The organism is Paracoccus lichenicola, assembly GCF_009708075.1.
GTDB classification, from domain to species: Bacteria; Pseudomonadota; Alphaproteobacteria; order Rhodobacterales; family Rhodobacteraceae; genus Paracoccus; species Paracoccus lichenicola.
In genome coordinates this window covers 114,112-129,838 of sequence record NZ_WMBT01000001.1, presented here as the reverse complement: position 1 = coordinate 129,838, position 15,727 = coordinate 114,112, and the positions used below count along the sequence as shown (strand labels likewise).

The 15,727-nt window shown below is 61.0% G+C and carries 20 protein-coding genes and 1 tRNA gene; 2 read left to right on the top strand and 19 right to left on the bottom strand.

Annotated features, from left to right (window positions below):
* The first annotated feature begins 82 nt into the window (after positions 1 to 82).
* Positions 83 to 157, top strand: a tRNA-Gln gene (locus GIY56_RS00690).
* A 167-nt stretch (positions 158 to 324) separates the two neighbouring features.
* On the opposite strand, the gene GIY56_RS00685 is transcribed toward GIY56_RS00690, so the two are convergent.
* From GIY56_RS00685 to GIY56_RS00640, 10 genes are all read right to left on the bottom strand, one after another.
* A complete protein-coding gene (locus GIY56_RS00685; protein ID WP_154762899.1) occupies positions 325 to 1,035 on the bottom strand; it encodes a hypothetical protein in 711 nt (236 codons plus the stop codon).
* Between the two features lie 304 nt (positions 1,036 to 1,339).
* Complete coding sequence (locus tag GIY56_RS00680; RefSeq protein ID WP_154762898.1) at positions 1,340 to 1,525, bottom strand: hypothetical protein; 186 nt, start codon at positions 1,523 to 1,525, stop codon at positions 1,340 to 1,342.
* Between the two features lie 1,070 nt (positions 1,526 to 2,595).
* Positions 2,596 to 2,946: a phage tail protein gene (locus GIY56_RS00675; RefSeq protein ID WP_154762897.1), complete on the bottom strand. Its 351-nt coding sequence runs from the start codon at positions 2,944 to 2,946 to the stop codon at positions 2,596 to 2,598.
* Between the two features lies 1 nt (position 2,947).
* Positions 2,948 to 5,494: a phage tail tape measure protein gene (locus GIY56_RS00670; protein WP_154762896.1), complete on the bottom strand. Its 2,547-nt coding sequence runs from the start codon at positions 5,492 to 5,494 to the stop codon at positions 2,948 to 2,950.
* 14 nt (positions 5,495 to 5,508) lie between these two features.
* Positions 5,509 to 7,155: a terminase large subunit gene (locus GIY56_RS00665; protein WP_230312208.1), complete on the bottom strand. Its 1,647-nt coding sequence runs from the start codon at positions 7,153 to 7,155 to the stop codon at positions 5,509 to 5,511.
* Positions 7,155 to 7,550 carry a phage terminase small subunit P27 family gene (locus GIY56_RS00660; RefSeq protein ID WP_154762894.1) on the bottom strand — a complete coding sequence of 132 codons (396 nt, stop codon included), beginning with the start codon at positions 7,548 to 7,550 and terminating at the stop codon, positions 7,155 to 7,157. The genes GIY56_RS00665 and GIY56_RS00660 overlap by 1 nt, the downstream gene beginning before the upstream one ends.
* Positions 7,547 to 7,864 (bottom strand): head-tail adaptor protein, encoded by a 318-nt coding sequence (locus GIY56_RS00655; RefSeq protein WP_154762893.1) that lies wholly within the window; start codon positions 7,862 to 7,864, stop codon positions 7,547 to 7,549. Before GIY56_RS00655 ends, GIY56_RS00660 begins: the two co-directional genes overlap by 4 nt.
* Entirely contained in the window at positions 7,861 to 8,274 is a 414-nt protein-coding gene (locus GIY56_RS00650) for a DUF3168 domain-containing protein (RefSeq protein ID WP_154762892.1), read from the bottom strand. Before GIY56_RS00650 ends, GIY56_RS00655 begins: the two co-directional genes overlap by 4 nt.
* Positions 8,271 to 8,726, bottom strand: coding sequence for an HK97 gp10 family phage protein (locus GIY56_RS00645; RefSeq protein ID WP_154762891.1), 456 nt, complete (start codon positions 8,724 to 8,726; stop codon positions 8,271 to 8,273). The genes GIY56_RS00650 and GIY56_RS00645 overlap by 4 nt, the downstream gene beginning before the upstream one ends.
* The gene (locus tag GIY56_RS00640) at positions 8,723 to 9,031 is read right to left on the bottom strand and encodes a head-tail connector protein (RefSeq protein WP_196053510.1); all 309 of its coding nucleotides are present in this window, start codon (positions 9,029 to 9,031) and stop codon (positions 8,723 to 8,725) included. Before GIY56_RS00640 ends, GIY56_RS00645 begins: the two co-directional genes overlap by 4 nt.
* A 257-nt stretch (positions 9,032 to 9,288) precedes the next feature.
* Between GIY56_RS00640 and GIY56_RS00635 the strand changes: the two genes are divergently transcribed.
* A complete protein-coding gene (locus GIY56_RS00635; protein WP_154762889.1) occupies positions 9,289 to 9,603 on the top strand; it encodes a hypothetical protein in 315 nt (104 codons plus the stop codon).
* Here the strand turns inward: GIY56_RS00635 and GIY56_RS00630 are convergent.
* The 9 genes from GIY56_RS00630 to GIY56_RS00595 all read right to left on the bottom strand — a co-directional run bounded on the left by GIY56_RS00630 (position 9,600) and on the right by GIY56_RS00595 (position 15,674).
* Positions 9,600 to 10,349 (bottom strand): hypothetical protein, encoded by a 750-nt coding sequence (locus GIY56_RS00630; protein ID WP_154762888.1) that lies wholly within the window; start codon positions 10,347 to 10,349, stop codon positions 9,600 to 9,602. The genes GIY56_RS00635 and GIY56_RS00630 overlap by 4 nt on opposite strands.
* Positions 10,346 to 10,687 carry an HNH endonuclease gene (locus GIY56_RS00625; protein WP_154762887.1) on the bottom strand — a complete coding sequence of 114 codons (342 nt, stop codon included), beginning with the start codon at positions 10,685 to 10,687 and terminating at the stop codon, positions 10,346 to 10,348. Before GIY56_RS00625 ends, GIY56_RS00630 begins: the two co-directional genes overlap by 4 nt.
* A complete protein-coding gene (locus GIY56_RS00620) occupies positions 10,680 to 11,282 on the bottom strand; it encodes a tail assembly protein (RefSeq protein ID WP_154762886.1) in 603 nt (200 codons plus the stop codon). Before GIY56_RS00620 ends, GIY56_RS00625 begins: the two co-directional genes overlap by 8 nt.
* An 81-nt stretch (positions 11,283 to 11,363) precedes the next feature.
* Positions 11,364 to 11,822 carry a hypothetical protein gene (locus tag GIY56_RS00615; RefSeq protein WP_154762885.1) on the bottom strand — a complete coding sequence of 153 codons (459 nt, stop codon included), beginning with the start codon at positions 11,820 to 11,822 and terminating at the stop codon, positions 11,364 to 11,366.
* On the bottom strand, positions 11,819 to 12,466 hold the full coding sequence (locus GIY56_RS00610; RefSeq protein WP_154762884.1) for a hypothetical protein: 648 nt from the start codon (positions 12,464 to 12,466) through the stop codon (positions 11,819 to 11,821). The genes GIY56_RS00615 and GIY56_RS00610 overlap by 4 nt, the downstream gene beginning before the upstream one ends.
* Before the next feature lie 5 nt (positions 12,467 to 12,471).
* Entirely contained in the window at positions 12,472 to 14,037 is a 1,566-nt protein-coding gene (locus GIY56_RS00605) for a phage major capsid protein (protein ID WP_154762883.1), read from the bottom strand.
* Positions 14,030 to 14,155: a hypothetical protein gene (locus tag GIY56_RS18710; protein ID WP_268866550.1), complete on the bottom strand. Its 126-nt coding sequence runs from the start codon at positions 14,153 to 14,155 to the stop codon at positions 14,030 to 14,032. The genes GIY56_RS00605 and GIY56_RS18710 overlap by 8 nt, the downstream gene beginning before the upstream one ends.
* Positions 14,152 to 14,463 carry a gene transfer agent family protein gene (locus GIY56_RS00600; protein WP_154762882.1) on the bottom strand — a complete coding sequence of 104 codons (312 nt, stop codon included), beginning with the start codon at positions 14,461 to 14,463 and terminating at the stop codon, positions 14,152 to 14,154. The genes GIY56_RS18710 and GIY56_RS00600 overlap by 4 nt, the downstream gene beginning before the upstream one ends.
* Positions 14,460 to 15,674: a phage portal protein gene (locus GIY56_RS00595; protein ID WP_328288395.1), complete on the bottom strand. Its 1,215-nt coding sequence runs from the start codon at positions 15,672 to 15,674 to the stop codon at positions 14,460 to 14,462. The genes GIY56_RS00600 and GIY56_RS00595 overlap by 4 nt, the downstream gene beginning before the upstream one ends.
* Positions 15,675 to 15,727 lie beyond the last annotated feature (53 nt).

The window sequence follows — 15,727 nt, the reverse complement described above, 5'->3', positions numbered from 1 at the left end:
ATGCGCCATCACCCGACAGGCAAGTTTTGTGATTTTTCGTCTTGCACCCCCGCGCGGCCTTGGCTATTCACCCGCTCACAGTTGGGGCGTGGCCAAGTGGTAAGGCATCGGTTTTTGGTACCGTGTACCGTAGGTTCGAATCCTACCGCCCCAGCCATTTCATTTTATTGAATGAAAACAACCGGTTATTCAGGCAGATGCTGACGCAACCGGAACAGTTTGGCGGCCCATCTGACCGGCTCAGATGGGCGAGTCGGCGGATATGAGAAAGCCTCGAAGCGGGATGCGCTCGGGGCGTCATGTCGTTGTTGTTGGGTCGGGTAGTCAGGCAGCTTGCCGATCAAGCGGTAGTCCTTCGATCTTGATCTGGTCCAGGCTCCAAGGGTCGAGAACAATCTCCTTCTCGCGGTCGAAGTATGCGAGTGCATCTGCCTTGCTGATCGTCACAGCCGCGACATAGGGCAGACCATCTTCGGGGAAGCGGCGCGCGAACCATTCCGCTTGTTCCCGGTCTAGGGTCCAGGAAAAGCCATGTTCTCCACCCTCGCCACAGAAGCCGCGATAGACGCGGATGGTAGAAGGCAAGGACGCAAGGAACGCCCGCTCCTCCAGGCTCATTACCCGGTCGCGTGTCTTGCGAAGTTGGCCGTCCTTGCGCCATTTGACGCGCGACCATATCCAGTCCCAGGTCTCGCTCTCATCATACGCGCTTTCCGTATCAGACCAGACATAGCCGACAGCAAGTAGAAGGCGTTGGATGCCGTGCATGTCGATCAGCTTCTCTAGGTATTCGAGCCGATAAGGGCGCATCACCCATAGAAGGGCGCAGGTCCAATTTTTGGCGGCACAACAGGCGTCGAAGCCGGCTTGTGCGTCCCTGATCCAATCCAGGACACTCGGCACCATGTCCGGCTTCATCCCTACACGGATGGCGAACGGATGATGAAACACCATCATGCCATCATGTTCGTCAAGGTAGTTTCGGAATTCTGGCGGCAATGCTGCCCGCGTCTCATTGATCATGTTGATCTCCATCCAGGCCACAGTGTTTCCAGATCGGGCGGGATAGCTACTTCCCGCCCTTCGCGACCTGGATATGTTCGTGGTAGTCCTGCCCGACCGGATCGTCTCATGGGATGCGGGAAAAATTTGGCTCTATGAAAAAGCCCCGATGCCTGCGGCAGCACCGGGGCCTTGTTTCGACATCGCGCCGTGCAAGGAACGCTCGGCCATGTCGTGACGGGGTTTGGCCTGAACGTGCCGCGCACTTACCGTCTGATCGCAGCCCTGTTCGCGGCCTCTTAAAGCGCAGGGTCGAGCCAGACCCTATCTGAATTCGTCAAGCCACGCCGGACACATGGCCAACTGTCAGCACTTCCTCAAACAGCCCGAAAGCATCTTCGAATGCTTTGCGGACCATCGACAGTCGCGCATCCACGCTCATGCCTTCATGGCCGAAGGGAATATCGAAGACTAAGCCTTCGCGGGTCGTAATCGAAACCCTGTCCACGTTCTTGTTCGTCATCTTCACTGTCCAACTCGTTGTATTGCCGCCATTCCATTGGTCGGTATTCAATAGTCTATAAAGAGTTGATTTAGGCCGCAAGAGTCAAAGTGATAGAAAGTGCAAGAAATAAATAGCCGTTCCGGTCGCATTTTTACCTAGATAGGCAGTTAGGCATCAACCTATTTCATTGTCATGATAGTCGCAAAAATAAACCCGCCACCAGTGACGAGTTGGTGGCGGGTTATCATGACCGGGTAATCAATCCGGTAAAAACAACCTATATTGGGAAAATGGTATCTTCAAGAGTCTTTCCCAAATATACTGGTTTCCCATAACTCGGCGCTTCGCGCCTCGCCTGCGCGGCCCTGCGGGCCTTGCCGGTCTTCGCGCCTTCGGCGCTCGCCCGACGTTCTTACACTGCCTGCCGGAACCTGTATTCAATCGTTATCATGTTTCTTTTATATGGGCTTTCCTGAGATGACTATTCCCCCCGATGGATAAACAACCTTAATAAGCCAAAGCTGATGCTCTGGCGATTGTCTATCCATCAGGGGGAATGCTCGGCGGGGATCTTTCCGTCGGAGTGGTGAACCGAACCTGCTTATCAAGGCGACCGGGCGGCATCCGTTGTCCCGGCGATATTCGGCGCATTCGGCCTTTCGGCCATGCGGTTGCAGCCCGAAGGCTGCGCAACACGGGCGGCTTGCCTACAACCCAACCCATGTCTGACGGGTGTCACACGCGGGGACAGAGCCGTCATCTTTTCTGGTGCTATCTGGCTGTGCCGGGAAGCAACCGCCCAAGTGCGTCCAATGTTCTCCATCGGGGTGCGATCTGGGGCGATCTAACCTGCGAGTCCCTAGCTAACCCGTCTCCGCGCACCGTCTCGTATTCGGCTTTCTGCGGGATCATTGCCCAAGGCTAGGTGCGAACAAGGCCGGGTTGATTAGAACCGACCGAGTGTCTTTGCTGCGAGATGGGGCGCTTTGCCGAGCCAGGTCTCATAGGGCAACTTAGACTTAGCTCTAGAATAGTGATCTTTCTGCATTGCCACAAGTGCAAAAATGACACAGCCAATCATTGGCATCCTAAGAAGCCGTGGTGAAGTCTTCCTTGAAGGTGGCCGTGAACCGGCACGGGTAGCCCTCGGTCAGGGACCATTCCGCGCAGGTCCATTTGCGGGGCGTCGCCTCGCCGTTCAGGGTGTAGTAGAAGGGAACGTATCCGCCCTGCGCGATCAGAAAGCCTTCGATGGTTCTGGCCTCGTTTAAGGTCAGGTAGTCCCATCTGAAGGAAATGACGCACCGGATATGGTTCAAGCCCGCCGGTGATGCCTGCACATAGCCGTCGCCGAATGAAGCCTTGCGCAGGTTCACCTCGGGGGCATGGCCGGTGCCGGGGCTTGGGCGCATGGGCGGCTGGAAAACATCAAGGGCCATGTCAACGCCTCCCCAGCATCGCACCGGGTCTCATCTGCTTGACCAGCTCTTGCTGCACCAGCCCGCGCATCGCCCGTTCCGTTTCGGCGCTGACCTGTTTTGCCAGATCGGCATTCTGTTCGGGCGTTCCGCCGCTGGCGTTCACTGTGACCGGGCTGTTGATCGTCACCACCGGCGCGGATGCCCCCGCAGAGGCTCTACTTTGACCGCTGGTGGCCTTTGTGGCCCTTCCGGCTGCACTGACCAGCCCGCCGTCTGCATAGCCCTTGCGGGCGCTCTGGTGCAGTCTCTCAAGGTTGTCTGCGCCAAGGCGCTGAACCGTCTCTTTCGAGAAAACGTATTCGCCTTTATGGACCACGCCCGCCGGTTCATATTTGCCGCCGTCGCCTGTATATCCGCCCTGGGCATATCCTCCAAGCATTCCGCCGACACTGGACGAAAGCCCGCTCATGCCGGGAATCTGAAAGATCAGCTTCATCATTTGCGCCTTGGCAATTTCCATCAGCAGATCGGCAATGGCTTCTTTCGCGGATTTGGAGCCATCCAGGATGCTGCCGAACATTCCTTCAAGGGCATTCTTTCCCCTGTCGGATTGATCCTTGATCCGGTCAAGTTTCGCGGCGGCTTCCTCGGCATTAAGACCGGCAGTCACATAACCTTGCGCCAGTTGGTCGATTTGCGCGATCAGTTCGGGCGTGATCTGTTTTCCGGCCTGTTGGGCAGCATGAAGCAATTCGGCTTTCTGCCGGGCGAATTCCAGAGCATCGCCATATTGGTTATTACTGGCCGCGACGGTGGCAAGGATTTGGGTTTCGATTTGAAGGGCTGCGGTCTTGTCTTTAATGGCCTGGGCCTCGCGGGCGAATTCATCCAGCTTCTCGCGGGTCGATCCACCACCGCCACCGGCGGGCTTGCTGGCACCACCGACGCGGGATGCCCTGTCAGCGGCTGCGCGGGCCTCCTCGGCAGCGATGGCGGCTTGTGCGGTCTCTGTGGCCTGTTGATCGGTCAGGGTCGCTCCAGACTCGCCTGCGCGCCTCCTGACGGCCTCGATCTCGCGTTGCAGGGCCAGTTGTTCGCTAGTGGCGGCATTGCGCGCCTGTTCGGCCTGGGTGAAGCCATCCAGGGCCTCGCGTTGCACCTCCATGGAATCCATGCTGGCGGCCTCGGCTGCATGCCGGTCCCGCATGGCCTGCGTGGCCTTCTGGTCCGGTGCCGTGCCAGCCGCGCGGGCAATGGCCGCGCCCATGCTGTTCGCCAAGCTGGTGACAGAGGCGATCACGCCGCCAAGGCGGGAAAGCTGGCTCATGACGCCAGAGAATTGAACGCGGTCGCCCGCCTCTAGGGTGGCAAAGGCATGGGACGCCGCGGCTTCGATCTCGCCAAGCTGCGTCGTGAAATCCTCGCCGCTGATCTCGCCATCGTGGAAGGCTTGAACCAGGTTCTGCATCTGCTCATAGGCCACGCGCAGGGCATCGGCTGCCGTGTCATAGCCCAAGCTGTCGAGCCTGCTGATGGCATCCAGCATCGCCACGCCCGCGCGGCCTGCTTCCTCGGCAAGGGTGGAATAGCGTTCATTCAATCGGGTCAGGGCTTCGGCCTGATCGTCCACCGCGTCACGGTCACGGGACAGGGTGTCATAGAGTTCATCACCCAGGACGGCGCGCCCTTCGGCCTCGGAGTCAAAGATGCCGTCAAGCCGGGCGCGGAAGTCAGTCAGTTCGGTGCCAGCAGCGGCCAAGTTGACCACCGCTGCCTTGGCAAAGTTGGCCGCGCCGGTGGTCAACTCGCTAAACTTGCGGTTGATCTGGTCCGCTTTCGCGATCAGCTCGGCATCCAGCACCGCGCCAGTTTCGTGCGCCCTGTCGATAGTCGCCCGCAGCGCGCCCTGACCTTGGGCCAGCAATTCCACAAAGCGCTCGCCACCGGTGCCGCCGAAAACCTCATCCGCGATCCTGATCTGCGCGGCCTTGTCCAGACTCTGAAGCCGGCCAAGGATCTCCAACATCAGGGCCGAAGGGTCTTTCAGCTTCTGCTTCAGGTCGTCGGCACGATAGCCAAGCCGGGTGAAAGCTTCGGCGGCAGGGCCAACGCCGGTCACAATGTATTCGTCAGCGCGCAGGTTCAGTTCTTTGAAACCATCAATCAGGGCGTCAACGTCGATCCGGTTCTGTTTCGCCAGGAATGACCATTCTTGAAAAGCCTGCGTTGATAGACCAGCACGGGCAGCCTCATTGCCGATATTGGCCATGCCTTCGGCGACTTGGTTCAGGTTGCCAATCAGGGCAGTTGCACCACCGGCAGCAATGCCACCTGCCAGACCACCAAGGAAAGGCAGGGTCAGCCCTTGCAGCTTTCCGAATTGTGCGGCAATGCCGTTGCCCATCTGGCCGTAGGTGGCATTGATTTTATCGGCGGATTGTTTCGCTCGCCTTTCCATTTGATCGGCGGCACGTCGCTGTTTCTCATTGGCGATTTTCAAGCTTCTTTCGAGTTTGTTGATTCTCGCTTCAACGTCGATAATCAGGCCGGGCGTTACTGCATTCATGGTTGTCTCACTTTTTAAATAACAAACAGGCCCGAAACTTCGGGGCTGTCATATCGGGATTTCTGGTTATGGGCGGTCGTGGCGCGGGACACGGCCATGGCAGATGCCACGGCAGCGTCGATCCGGCTGGCGGTGCGGGCCTTGTGCATCCTGACAAGGCCGCTGGTCGGGTTGCGCGATGTCACCACGTTCTCGAAGTGATGGCGCTGCACGGGGTCGCCATCGTGGCGGATCAGCCGCCCGGTGACGATCCTCTCCATGTCACCGGCGGCAACGCCCATCGTCAGCGGGCGCTGCGGAAAGGCAAAGACCGGCAGCCCATCGTCGTGCAGGTGCTGCATGGTGACGCGGGCTAGATGCGGGTCGAAGGCGATTTCCTGCACGTCGAAGGTTCCGCATAGGTCGCGGATATGATCTTCGACGGTGCCATGGTCAATGATCGGGCCAGGGCAGACCGTGATCAGGTTGTCATCGCGCCATCGCTCATAGGGTGCGCCATCGCGATCACCACGGGCGCGCAGGTCTTCACCAGGAACAAAGACGCGCGACCGAAGGGTGATCTGGCCGTCATCGTGCCGGAAGGCGATGGCAACGGCGGTCAGGTCGCCCGACACGCTCATGTCGCAGCCGATATAGGCGGGCAGCGCTTCCAGGTCGGCGTCGTCGTCGTCCAGGCAGCGGGCGTCATAGGTGCCCAGGTCAAAGAGCGGGTCGCGGCTGTTGGCCTGCCACACGTTCAAGTTGAATTGCTTGAAGCTGGCAAGTTCCGCCGGGTTGCCTTCGGCCTCTTTCGCCAGGGCGCGCAGGCCCGACATGGATGGAAAGCCATAGGCCAAGCCGGGATTGGCCTTGTGCCATGTCGCCACGTCCTGCCAGTCGTCATCCGGTTCGGCCATAAACAGGACCGGCAGGAATTCCGGGTTGACGATCTCACCCATTGCCACGCGCCGGGCATAGTCGAATAGATCGGCCGCCAGCCCTTCGGCACCGCGCCCGGCGGTCGTGCAGATCACCATCAGCGTGTCGTCAGTCTTGGCCTGCCCGCTCTTGATGGCTTCCCATAGGTCGCGGCCTTTCCAGGCGTGAACCTCGTCGATCAGGGTGAAGGCAGGCGTCAAGCCGTGCGCTGCGCCGCCATCGCTGGCAAGGGCGGTTAAGGTCGAACCTTTGGCCGGAAAGGTGATCTGCTTCTTGCTGTTGAAGGCATCGCGGATCGTCACCGCCCGCAACAGCCGGTGATCTTCACGGATGATGTTGGCGGCCTCGCGAAAGCCGATGCTGGCCTGTTCCCGGTCACATGCGGCAAAGATCACCTGACCGGCAGGGCGGGCCTCGGGGCCGAACAGGTGCAAGAGCGACAAGGCAGCGGCCAAGCTGGTCTTGCGGTTGCCCCTGGGCAGCATCAGGAACACGGTCTTGACGGTTCGGCTGCCATCCAGGTTGCGCGGGCCATAGATGCGCCTGACGATCCGCTCTTGCCAGTCGTAAAGCTGGAACGCGCGCGGATGGCTGTTCGTGTTGGCCACCACCGGCGGGGCGTTGGTGTTGGCGGCATTGGGATGGCGCAGACGGCGCAGGAACGTGACGGCACGTTGCCCATGCCCGAGAGGATCAGGGATGGCCGATCCGTCGCTGATCCAGGCCGGGAAGGTCGAAGCCATCAGGCTACCGCCAGGGGGTTGTCGTCGTCATCCTCGGGCGCTGCTGATCCGATGCGCGCCCGGCTGACAGGATCAAGGCCAAGGGTGGCAGCGATCTGGCGGGCAGTCTGCGCCGCCCGGTTCTGGACGCCGAACAGCTTCACGTCGATCAGGCCGCCCGCAAGCTGGCGCTCATGGGCAATTTGCCGGACAAGGCCGGTCATCTCGCAGTAGGTTTCGACCTGGGCCAGATCGGCCTTGCAGATCACGCGCCGGCTGATCAGCGTTGGCATGATCCGCCGCCATTCGTCGCGGGCATAGGTCGAAAAATAGGCAGGCGGCTTCGGGGCACGGATCAGCGGCTGTTGATCGGCGCTGACCTTTGGCTTGATCCCGCGAAGATGCGCAGCGCTCATGCAACCGCCTCTGCCCTGATCTCCAGGCCGCGCTTGCGGCCGATCTCCGACAAGCCGGTGATGTTCCAGACCGCGCCGTTGTGGGTCAGGCGGTCGCCCGTGCTGATCGGCTGCGACGGCCAGCGGATCAGGAAAACCACCTTGTTCTGGTTGCCTTCGATCTGGCCGGTCAAGAATTCGGTCGTGGTCGCTTCCTTGATCTCGGCGCGCGTCGTCAGGACCGGCAGCCAGACTTGGCGCACAAGGCCGTTGTCGCTGACCGCTTCCTGTTCGCGTTCGATCTGGATACGCGCTTGCAGCTTGCCCGCCCTCATTCGTGCCACCGGATGACAGCGCGCAGGCTGATGGCAGCGTGCGCAGCACCATCGAACGCAGGTTGTTCAGACCAGACCAGGGCCGGGCGTTCCCAAGAGTCAAAGTCAAAGCCTTGAGCGTCGGGCGCGTCCATGAGCGTGACCAAGGCGGCAGCCGCGATGCTTTCGGCGGTGCCGGAACCATCCTGCACGGCCCAGACGTGTAAAAGCTGGCTAACCTCGGCCACAATTTGACCACCGCTTGCCCGGCCAAGGATTTCTGTTCGGCTCGGTGACAGGTGGATGGCGGGCAGTTGCTCAGGCCGCACCGCCGCCATGCGGATGCGGGCCGGTTCGATATGCTGGGTGATCACCGGGTCAGCCAGCAGCCGGGCGCGGATGGCCTCTTGAAGCGCCAGGGTCGGAATCATTGGCTGGCCTCACGGATGGCCTTGTTGACTGCGCTATTGATACGCCTTTGAACGCGGGCACGATTGAGCCGCCACGCGGGCAGCAGGAAGGGTGTGGCGGGCATGGTGCCGGTGCTGGCGCCGTCCTGGTGGTGGCGCTCATCAGTGCCAAATTCGACCAAGTGCGCGGTGCGCACATCAGGGTTGCCGACAGTCACCACCGCTTGCAATTCGTGAGTTGTGCGGGTGGCACCGCCCTGGGCATAGGCGGGCGTGGTCGAGTTCGGGCCGGTCGTCTCGATTGAGTCAATCGTCTCGCCCGTCCTGCGCGATGCCTCTGCCAGGGTGCGGGCATCCGCCGCGACTTTCTGCACGCCCTTGATCAGGGCAGGCTGCACTTGGGCGACGATCTCGCGCGGGATGGCGGCCAAGCGCTTTGCCAGAGCGTCGGATGACTGCCGGGTGATGCTCATTCTGCGGCCTCAGGCTCGGGCTGGTGGCCGGTGACGCGGGCTTTCAGCGGCGACAGTAGATCATGGACGCCGAAGGGCAGTTGATAGGCACTGGCGAAGGTGACGGCCTCGCGGCTTTCATATTGGGTTGCCGTCAACAGCAAGCCGGCCTGCACCATCAGGGCGTTATCGGCATCGAATTCTTGGCCTGTGTAGGCCGCTACCCATGCGGCTGCGACATTGCCGTAGTGGTTCAGAAGTTGGTCGTCTTCGCTGTGGTCAACGACAAGATGCGCCTTCACGAGAGGCAACGGCAGGGCAGGCATGGGCATACTCGCAACAGGTGTAATCATTACTGTTGCAAAAATATCACAGATGCGGTCGCAACGCTAGGTGGAAAAGTTATATTCGACCTGTCTTGCGCGCGACTCCACACGCCGGTTCTGTCCACAGGGCACAAATTGGAAGATACCCCCTCCCTTTTATCCTCAACATCGTCTCATTTCAGCCGTTGCTGTTTCTGGTTGGCCGTGCATAGCTCACAGAGTTGTCAACACTCTGTCGGATTGCAGTCATGTCTCAAATGGAAAGCCCACTCGTTAGCTCGGCACTATCCTATCCAATTCGTCAAAGGCTCACGGCGCTTGGCTGGTGGGGTTTAATCTTGATGCTGATAATGCCAATGATATTTGGATATGCCTATATGGAATACGTAAGTGATTCAGCGAAGGCTGCTTACAGTTATGCAAATGGATATACTTATTCAGCGGAAAGCGCCGAAAAGTCGGCATTGACAAAAGGGGTCATTGCTCTGATTTCTGCAATCTTGGCTACTCTGGGTATGATTGGCGTTTTTATCGGACGCGAACATTACCAATATATCCCTAAGACCAATTAAGCAGTCTTTTGACCTTTGCCCACTGGCGTCTCGATAGCCTGGGCAAAGGTCATGCCTTGCACCGTGATGCGTTTGTAGATCGTGTTCTTTCCAATGCCGGTGATCTCGGACCATTCCGCCAGTGAACGGGCTTCACCATCATACTGGTATAAGGTTGGCTCTGTGCCTCTCTTATGCGGTGCGCCGTTCATGGCGGCAGACCGGCGCAGACCTTCCTTGATACGGGCACTGATCTCCGCACTGTTCATGTTGAAGGACCGGCGGGCCGATGCCCTATGCTCTGCCCTTGCGTCTTCGGCTGTCAGTGTGAATGCGCGTTCTGGTGCCCAGGACTGATTGATGCGCCACTGTGCTGTTTGTAGGGCGATGCCCGTGCGGGCACACCAATCTGCCGCCGTTCTGGTGATGCCGTCGAACGTGAATTGCCGATCCGGGAAGGGGATGCGCTTCTGCTTGGGCTTTGCCGCGGCCTTGGTGAAGGTAGCGATGCTTCGGCCGGGATTGTCGGCCAATTCCTTGGGCGTGGGTGCCTGGGCGATCTGGTTGCGCATCTTCTCTATCACCGCGTTCATGTCCATGTCGGCCAAGGCGCAGACTTCACTCAGGTCGCGGCTTGGACTGGTCAGGTAGCGCCGCGCTTCCTCGCAGATGCGAATGCGGGTGTCGCGATTTGACTCTTGAGAAACGCCCAGGACGGCATCTGCCACCGTGCGCAGCAACACCGCCTGCCATAGTTCGCGGCTCATCCTGCGGCCCGTTCCTGCCTTTGCTTCACGCTGTTGTGGCAATGGGCGCAGAGGCTTTGCAGGTTGGTCCAAGACAGCAACAGGGCGCGGTTGCCCCGGTGCCGTTCCTTGTGGTCAACATGCTCTGCCTCGGCACCACAGAAGGCGCAGAACGGGTGCAGGCGGATGAATTCGGCCCGCAGCTTGCGCCATTCGCTGTCATAGCCACGTTGGGCGGCAGACGGGCGCCTGCGGTCATGCCGGGCCTTCCGCTCGCGCTGGCGGTCGAGCTGGCAGGCGCAAAGCTGATCGGCCGGCACGATCTGGCCGCAACCACAAAGACGGGGCGGCTTAGCCATTGCCGCCGTAAATGCGATCATCTTGCAGCGATCCGCCTGCACCGTTGTTCGGGTTGGTCGCAACGGCAGGCGGCAAGTCGCCCGCCGGGCCGTTGATGACCACGCTGCCCGAGATCATGTAGCCGCCAGTGACGACTTCACCGTAGGCGATGGGCACGATGTTGCCTTCCCTGATGACCGATGAAGGACCGGACATGGTGAAGGATTCTTTGCGATCTTCGGCTTTCTGTTCTGGTGCCAGCATGGCCGAAACGCCGCTGACAGCCATTGCAAGGCCCATGCTGCCCACCATTGCGCCGACTGTGCCGCCCGCGAAAGGCGTAGCCATCAGCGCCCCCGCAGCGCCACCTGTCACCATGGAAAGGCCGATCAGGGCAATGCCCGCGATCACCTTGCCCAGGCCGCCGTTCTTGCGGCCCGCCACGGTCGGCACGATATGGATGGCCCGATCGGCCAGGTCCACGCCAAGCTGGTTTTCGCGCAAGGCAAGACCCTGACGCACCGTCTTGCCCAGCACGATCTTGTAGAAGCCGTTGCGGATGGCGTTGGCGAAGCGAGGAAAATTGGCTTGAAGCGCCGCGATGGTTTCGCCCACGCTGTTCACGTCAAAGCAATAGGTCTTTCCGAATTCAGCGCCAAGTGCGCCATGCAGGTGAATGTTTCTCATCATGGCGGATCACCAGAGCAAGGTGACGCGGTGCAGCGTCGTGCCGGTGCGAAGGATCCGGCGCGGGCGTAGCGCCAAGATCAGGGCGGGCGCAGCCATCAGGTTGACGATGCTCGGCACGTCAATGGACAGCCGGTTGCCGTTCTGAGCAATCATTATGATGCGGTTAGGCCGTGCTCCGCCGCCCCAACGCCAAGGAAATTCGTTGCTGATCTCGGTCGGCTCGCCTGCCGCATCGTCAACAATCTCGCCCATGCTGTCAGTCACAACGTCGCCGGGTTGGTCAGGATTGTTTGTGCTGCTTGGCAGATCGGGGTTCCAGACCGCCGGAATGCTGGCGGGGATATAAAGGGCCGAAGGGATGACCGGCAGATCGGTATCGTCGTCCGGCGTGATGGTCAGGGCGTTGCTGTAGGGCGGCAGTTGGGTGCTGGCCGGGATACGCCCGCCGAAGGGGTCAATCGTCATTGGTTTCTCGCTTGCAGTTGCCGCAGCGCCTGACGGTCAAAGGCGGGGTCATAGCCTAGGTTTTCGATCTCGCGCAGGCGTTCGGGCGTGTATTCGTTCGTTGTAGTCGGGCGGGCGCTGCCTGTGTCATGGGCATCGGACAGGCCGGGCGTCAGCTTCACCAGCCGGTCAACATGGGCCTCGAACGCGGCCTCGATCTCGGCAGGGCTGGCGTTCCAGGTCTCAGCAGGCGACCAGCCAAGCCAGCCGGTCGCATACTGAAACAGGGTCTTGTGATACTCGTTCAACGACATGGGCTTGTCGCTGGCTCTGCCTTGGCTCGGCGCATTCGCTGCGCTGTCGTCACCTGCTTTGAGAAGGGCAGCCAGGACCGCCAGACAAGCCGCCTGGGCATCGGCCAGGAAGGACGCCAGGGGCTTGTCGGCGGTGGCGGCAAGGAAGCGTTGCGCGTCCTGCCGATCCGTTGCGGTGGCGAGTAACACCGCCCGGATGGTCGAGAGGGATTGCCGGGCGATCTGTTCCCAGACCTGGGGGAAGCCGCCCGGCAGGTTGTCGATGGCGACGGCAGCCCGCAAGGACGCGCGCAGCATGACGACAGCGCCGTCATGCTCCAGGATCGTCTCGAAGGCGGGCCGCACGGTCATTGGCTTCAGGCGGCCACGCGCAGCTTCACGAAGCGGTCGGCATGGGTCAGATCGGCACCGACGCGCTTGCGGGCGATGAACCGAACCTGCCCCTTGGTGCCCAGCGTGTAGGGGTCGCGCAGGATCGACAGGTCAACCCGGTCGAAGACACGATAGCCCGACAGATCGCCGAACATGATGGGCGCGGTGCCTGCCGCCACGTTGTCCATATCCGGCATTTCCACGATGGGATTGCCCAGAAGGCGCATGACGCCGCCGTCCTTCGGATCGGTGACAAGATACTGGCCTTGCGCATCCTTGAAGCGCCGGATGGTCGCGAGCGTCGTGCGGTTCATCAGCCAGACCGCGCTGCGGGCATGGAAGGACGGGATGCTGTGCTGCATGGTGATCAGCACGTCCATCGGGTTCGATGCCGGGAAGGCCGCTGCAACGCCGGTCCTGATCTCGGCAACGCCGGGGGCGGTCATCAGGCCGCGCGGCTGGCCGGTGCCGGTGCCTTTGACGAAAGCCAGACCTTCGACCTTCGCGAAGCCAGAAGCAATCTCGCGGCTCATGACGCCTTCAAGGTCATAAGCGTTGTCTTCCAGCACCTTGTTGCTGGCGACATAGAAGCTGGACAGTTCATGGTTGGCGATCTTGACCTGCCCGAACGTGGGTTCGCTGACGGTCATGTCCGCACCTTCTTCGGTCCAGAACGCGTTGACGCCAGACAGCAAGGTCGGGAAGGTGATTTCCGGGCTGGTGACAGTCTGCACATCGGCATACTGGCGCAGCGGCGACATTTCGGTCAGCAGCTTCAGGATTTCCGCGCTGTATTCGGGCGGCACCAGATAGCCGCCGTTGGCATTGGCCGCGACAGCAAGCGCCTTGGTTTCGGCCGCGTCCATGCGGGCCTCACCAACGCGCAGGTAGTTCGCAAAGGCTTTCCGTTCAGGCTGTTCGCCAAGCACAATGGCCGGTGCACCAGGACGGTTGCCCTTGGCTTCCAGCTTGTCCAGGCGCGACTTGACGGCCTCGAATGCCTTCAGGTCAATGACCGGCGCGTCATTGGCCGGGGTCTTGGGGTCGGCCTTCAGGGCCAGGTCTTCGTTTTCCACGCTTGGATTCTCCTGTGATGCGGGAATGGCAGATTTCAGGGTGCGAACAGCCGCCCCCGGATTGCAGGGCGTCTTGACGACGCTGATCTCGCGCAGCGACAGGGCGGTGATGTTGCGGCCCTTCTGGTGTCGCTGCGCGGATTGGGTGACGAAACCGATGGACAAGCCGCCGATCTCGCCTTGGCGGATCAGGTCGGCAACCTCGCGGGCGCGGGGCACGTCATGGATCAGCAGCTTGCCTTTGACGGTCAGCCCTTCATCGGTTTCGGTGATTTCGGACCAGACGCCAATTGTCTGGCCGCTGTCATGTTCAGCCAGCATGGGCAGGGATGCGGGCCGGTCGAACGCGCCGGGCGTGATACTGTCGCCGACAAGATCAACCGTGCCGAACGGCCAAGCCAAGCCGGTGATCTCGCCTGTCTCGGCAACGGAAAGCGTGGCCTTGGTTTCCAGGTGTTGCAGATCCTCAGTCATTAGCCTGGACCTCTTTCCTCTCGCGCAGGGCGCGCTTCAGCACGGCACCGGCCAGGGTCAGGGCCTCATCTGGCAGCCCTTCGGCATGGCGGGCGATCTGGGCGTGAACGGGATTCATTCTGCGGTCTCCGATCCGCTCCACCGGGCGTCCAGCACGTCCAGGGCCAAGGGCAGGATTTCCCCGATTGGCCGATCCTTGGCGTATGTCGCGACCAGCCGGGCGGCCTCCTCGGGGTTGGTGCCGCCACCGATCAGGCCCAGGCGGATCACCTCGATCAGATCGGACAGCCGGAAGTCGTTGCGGGTCATACGGCTGAACAGGCCACCGATGCCGGTATCGGTCAGGCGTTCCAATTCGATCACCATTGGATCGGTCAAACGAAACAGGCGCGGCCCATCGCCGAAAAAGACGCTATGGTCGATCATTCGTCATCATCCTGGGGATTGGCCGGGGCGGGTTCTGCGCCGGTCGTGGTGTAGGGATTGGACAGGCTGTTGCCTTCGGGCATGGGCGGCAGGTTCAGACCGGCGCGCACCTCATTGGCAGTTAGGACACCAGCGCTGCGATACTGGCTATATGCCGTGGAACGGGCGGCAAAGTCGGTCGTCAGCAGATCGTCGGTGACAGCTTCGACATAGAGGCGGGCGCGTTCTTCGGGCGACAGCAGCACGCGTGCATAGGCGGCCTGCCAGCGCTTCAACCAAGGCCGCAGGGTCATGGTCAGAAACTGCCGGCCCATCTCCTCGGTGTTGCTCCAGGTGCCGCGCGACAGTTCGAACAAAAGGGTTGGCGGGATCCTGAAGGCGCGGGCGATCTCGCGCACCTGCTCCAGGCGGTTCTCCAGGAATTGCGCATCGGTATGGGTGCCGCTGATCGGCACATAGTCCATATTTTCGTCCAAGACGGCGGTGCCGCCTGCCTGCTTGCCGCCATGAGTCTGAAACCAGCTTGCGGCGATCTTTTTCGCGCCTTCTGCGTCCAACTTGTTCGGATGCTTGATGATGCCCGAAGGACGCCCGCCGTTGCTGTAGAAGCCTGCAAGGTGCTGTTCGGCGGCGATGGCAAGGCCGATGGCCTCGCGGGCCAGGGTGATCGGGCTGGCACCGCCGAAAGCTGAAACGTGCAGCACATCCTGATAGGCCAGGATCACGTCACCGCCGCCTTGCAGGCGCACGCGATAGGACGGTTCGCCCAAGGTGTCATATTCAACGCTGACCGCGCCGGGGTCCATCCGGTGCAGTTCCATCGGTTTGCCCTCGCTGGTGCGCACCACCTGGGCAAAGCCATGGCCGCGCAGCAGGGCGTCGAGCGTTAGGGCCTCGCGCAGATCTTCGGCGCTGGTCCAGGGGTTCGCCTCGTCATGGATTAGGCGATAGGCCGGGTGATCCTTGACGGCTGCGCGGGCCTCGCGCTTGTGCAGCTTGAAGGGAAGCGCGCCACAGGTTTCCGAGATCAAACCAACAGCGCAGGCCACGGCAGGGACGCGCATGGCAGTGGCATGGGTCACGTTCACGCCGCTGGCGACGGGCTTGACGCCGAACAGCCCGAAAGCCTCGGGATCGGTCAGGGTGACAGACTTCTGTTCGATGGGCTGGCCTTGGCCGAATGCACGGCCAAGGCGCGACAGGATGGACACCAGAAAACTCGCAACAAACTCAACTGTGCCTTTTATAACACATGTGTTGCTAA

What these genes read in the sequence shown, in the direction of transcription:
- GIY56_RS00685 (WP_154762899.1), bottom strand. Translation starts at nt 1,035, where the DNA reads ATGGAGATCAACATGATCAATGAGACGCGGGCAGCATTGCCGCCAGAA.
- GIY56_RS00680 (WP_154762898.1), bottom strand. Translation starts at nt 1,525, where the DNA reads ATGACGAACAAGAACGTGGACAGGGTTTCGATTACGACCCGCGAAGGC.
- GIY56_RS00675 (WP_154762897.1), bottom strand. Translation starts at nt 2,946, where the DNA reads ATGGCCCTTGATGTTTTCCAGCCGCCCATGCGCCCAAGCCCCGGCACC.
- GIY56_RS00670 (WP_154762896.1), bottom strand. Translation starts at nt 5,494, where the DNA reads ATGAATGCAGTAACGCCCGGCCTGATTATCGACGTTGAAGCGAGAATC.
- GIY56_RS00665 (WP_230312208.1), bottom strand. Translation starts at nt 7,155, where the DNA reads ATGGCTTCGACCTTCCCGGCCTGGATCAGCGACGGATCGGCCATCCCT.
- GIY56_RS00660 (WP_154762894.1), bottom strand. Translation starts at nt 7,550, where the DNA reads ATGAGCGCTGCGCATCTTCGCGGGATCAAGCCAAAGGTCAGCGCCGAT.
- GIY56_RS00655 (WP_154762893.1), bottom strand. Translation starts at nt 7,864, where the DNA reads ATGAGGGCGGGCAAGCTGCAAGCGCGTATCCAGATCGAACGCGAACAG.
- GIY56_RS00650 (WP_154762892.1), bottom strand. Translation starts at nt 8,274, where the DNA reads ATGATTCCGACCCTGGCGCTTCAAGAGGCCATCCGCGCCCGGCTGCTG.
- GIY56_RS00645 (WP_154762891.1), bottom strand. Translation starts at nt 8,726, where the DNA reads ATGAGCATCACCCGGCAGTCATCCGACGCTCTGGCAAAGCGCTTGGCC.
- GIY56_RS00640 (WP_196053510.1), bottom strand. Translation starts at nt 9,031, where the DNA reads ATGCCTGCCCTGCCGTTGCCTCTCGTGAAGGCGCATCTTGTCGTTGAC.
- GIY56_RS00635 (WP_154762889.1), top strand. Translation starts at nt 9,289, where the DNA reads ATGGAAAGCCCACTCGTTAGCTCGGCACTATCCTATCCAATTCGTCAA.
- GIY56_RS00630 (WP_154762888.1), bottom strand. Translation starts at nt 10,349, where the DNA reads ATGAGCCGCGAACTATGGCAGGCGGTGTTGCTGCGCACGGTGGCAGAT.
- GIY56_RS00625 (WP_154762887.1), bottom strand. Translation starts at nt 10,687, where the DNA reads ATGGCTAAGCCGCCCCGTCTTTGTGGTTGCGGCCAGATCGTGCCGGCC.
- GIY56_RS00615 (WP_154762885.1), bottom strand. Translation starts at nt 11,822, where the DNA reads ATGACGATTGACCCCTTCGGCGGGCGTATCCCGGCCAGCACCCAACTG.
- GIY56_RS00610 (WP_154762884.1), bottom strand. Translation starts at nt 12,466, where the DNA reads ATGACCGTGCGGCCCGCCTTCGAGACGATCCTGGAGCATGACGGCGCT.
- GIY56_RS00605 (WP_154762883.1), bottom strand. Translation starts at nt 14,037, where the DNA reads ATGACTGAGGATCTGCAACACCTGGAAACCAAGGCCACGCTTTCCGTT.
- GIY56_RS18710 (WP_268866550.1), bottom strand. Translation starts at nt 14,155, where the DNA reads ATGAATCCCGTTCACGCCCAGATCGCCCGCCATGCCGAAGGGCTGCCA.
- GIY56_RS00600 (WP_154762882.1), bottom strand. Translation starts at nt 14,463, where the DNA reads ATGATCGACCATAGCGTCTTTTTCGGCGATGGGCCGCGCCTGTTTCGT.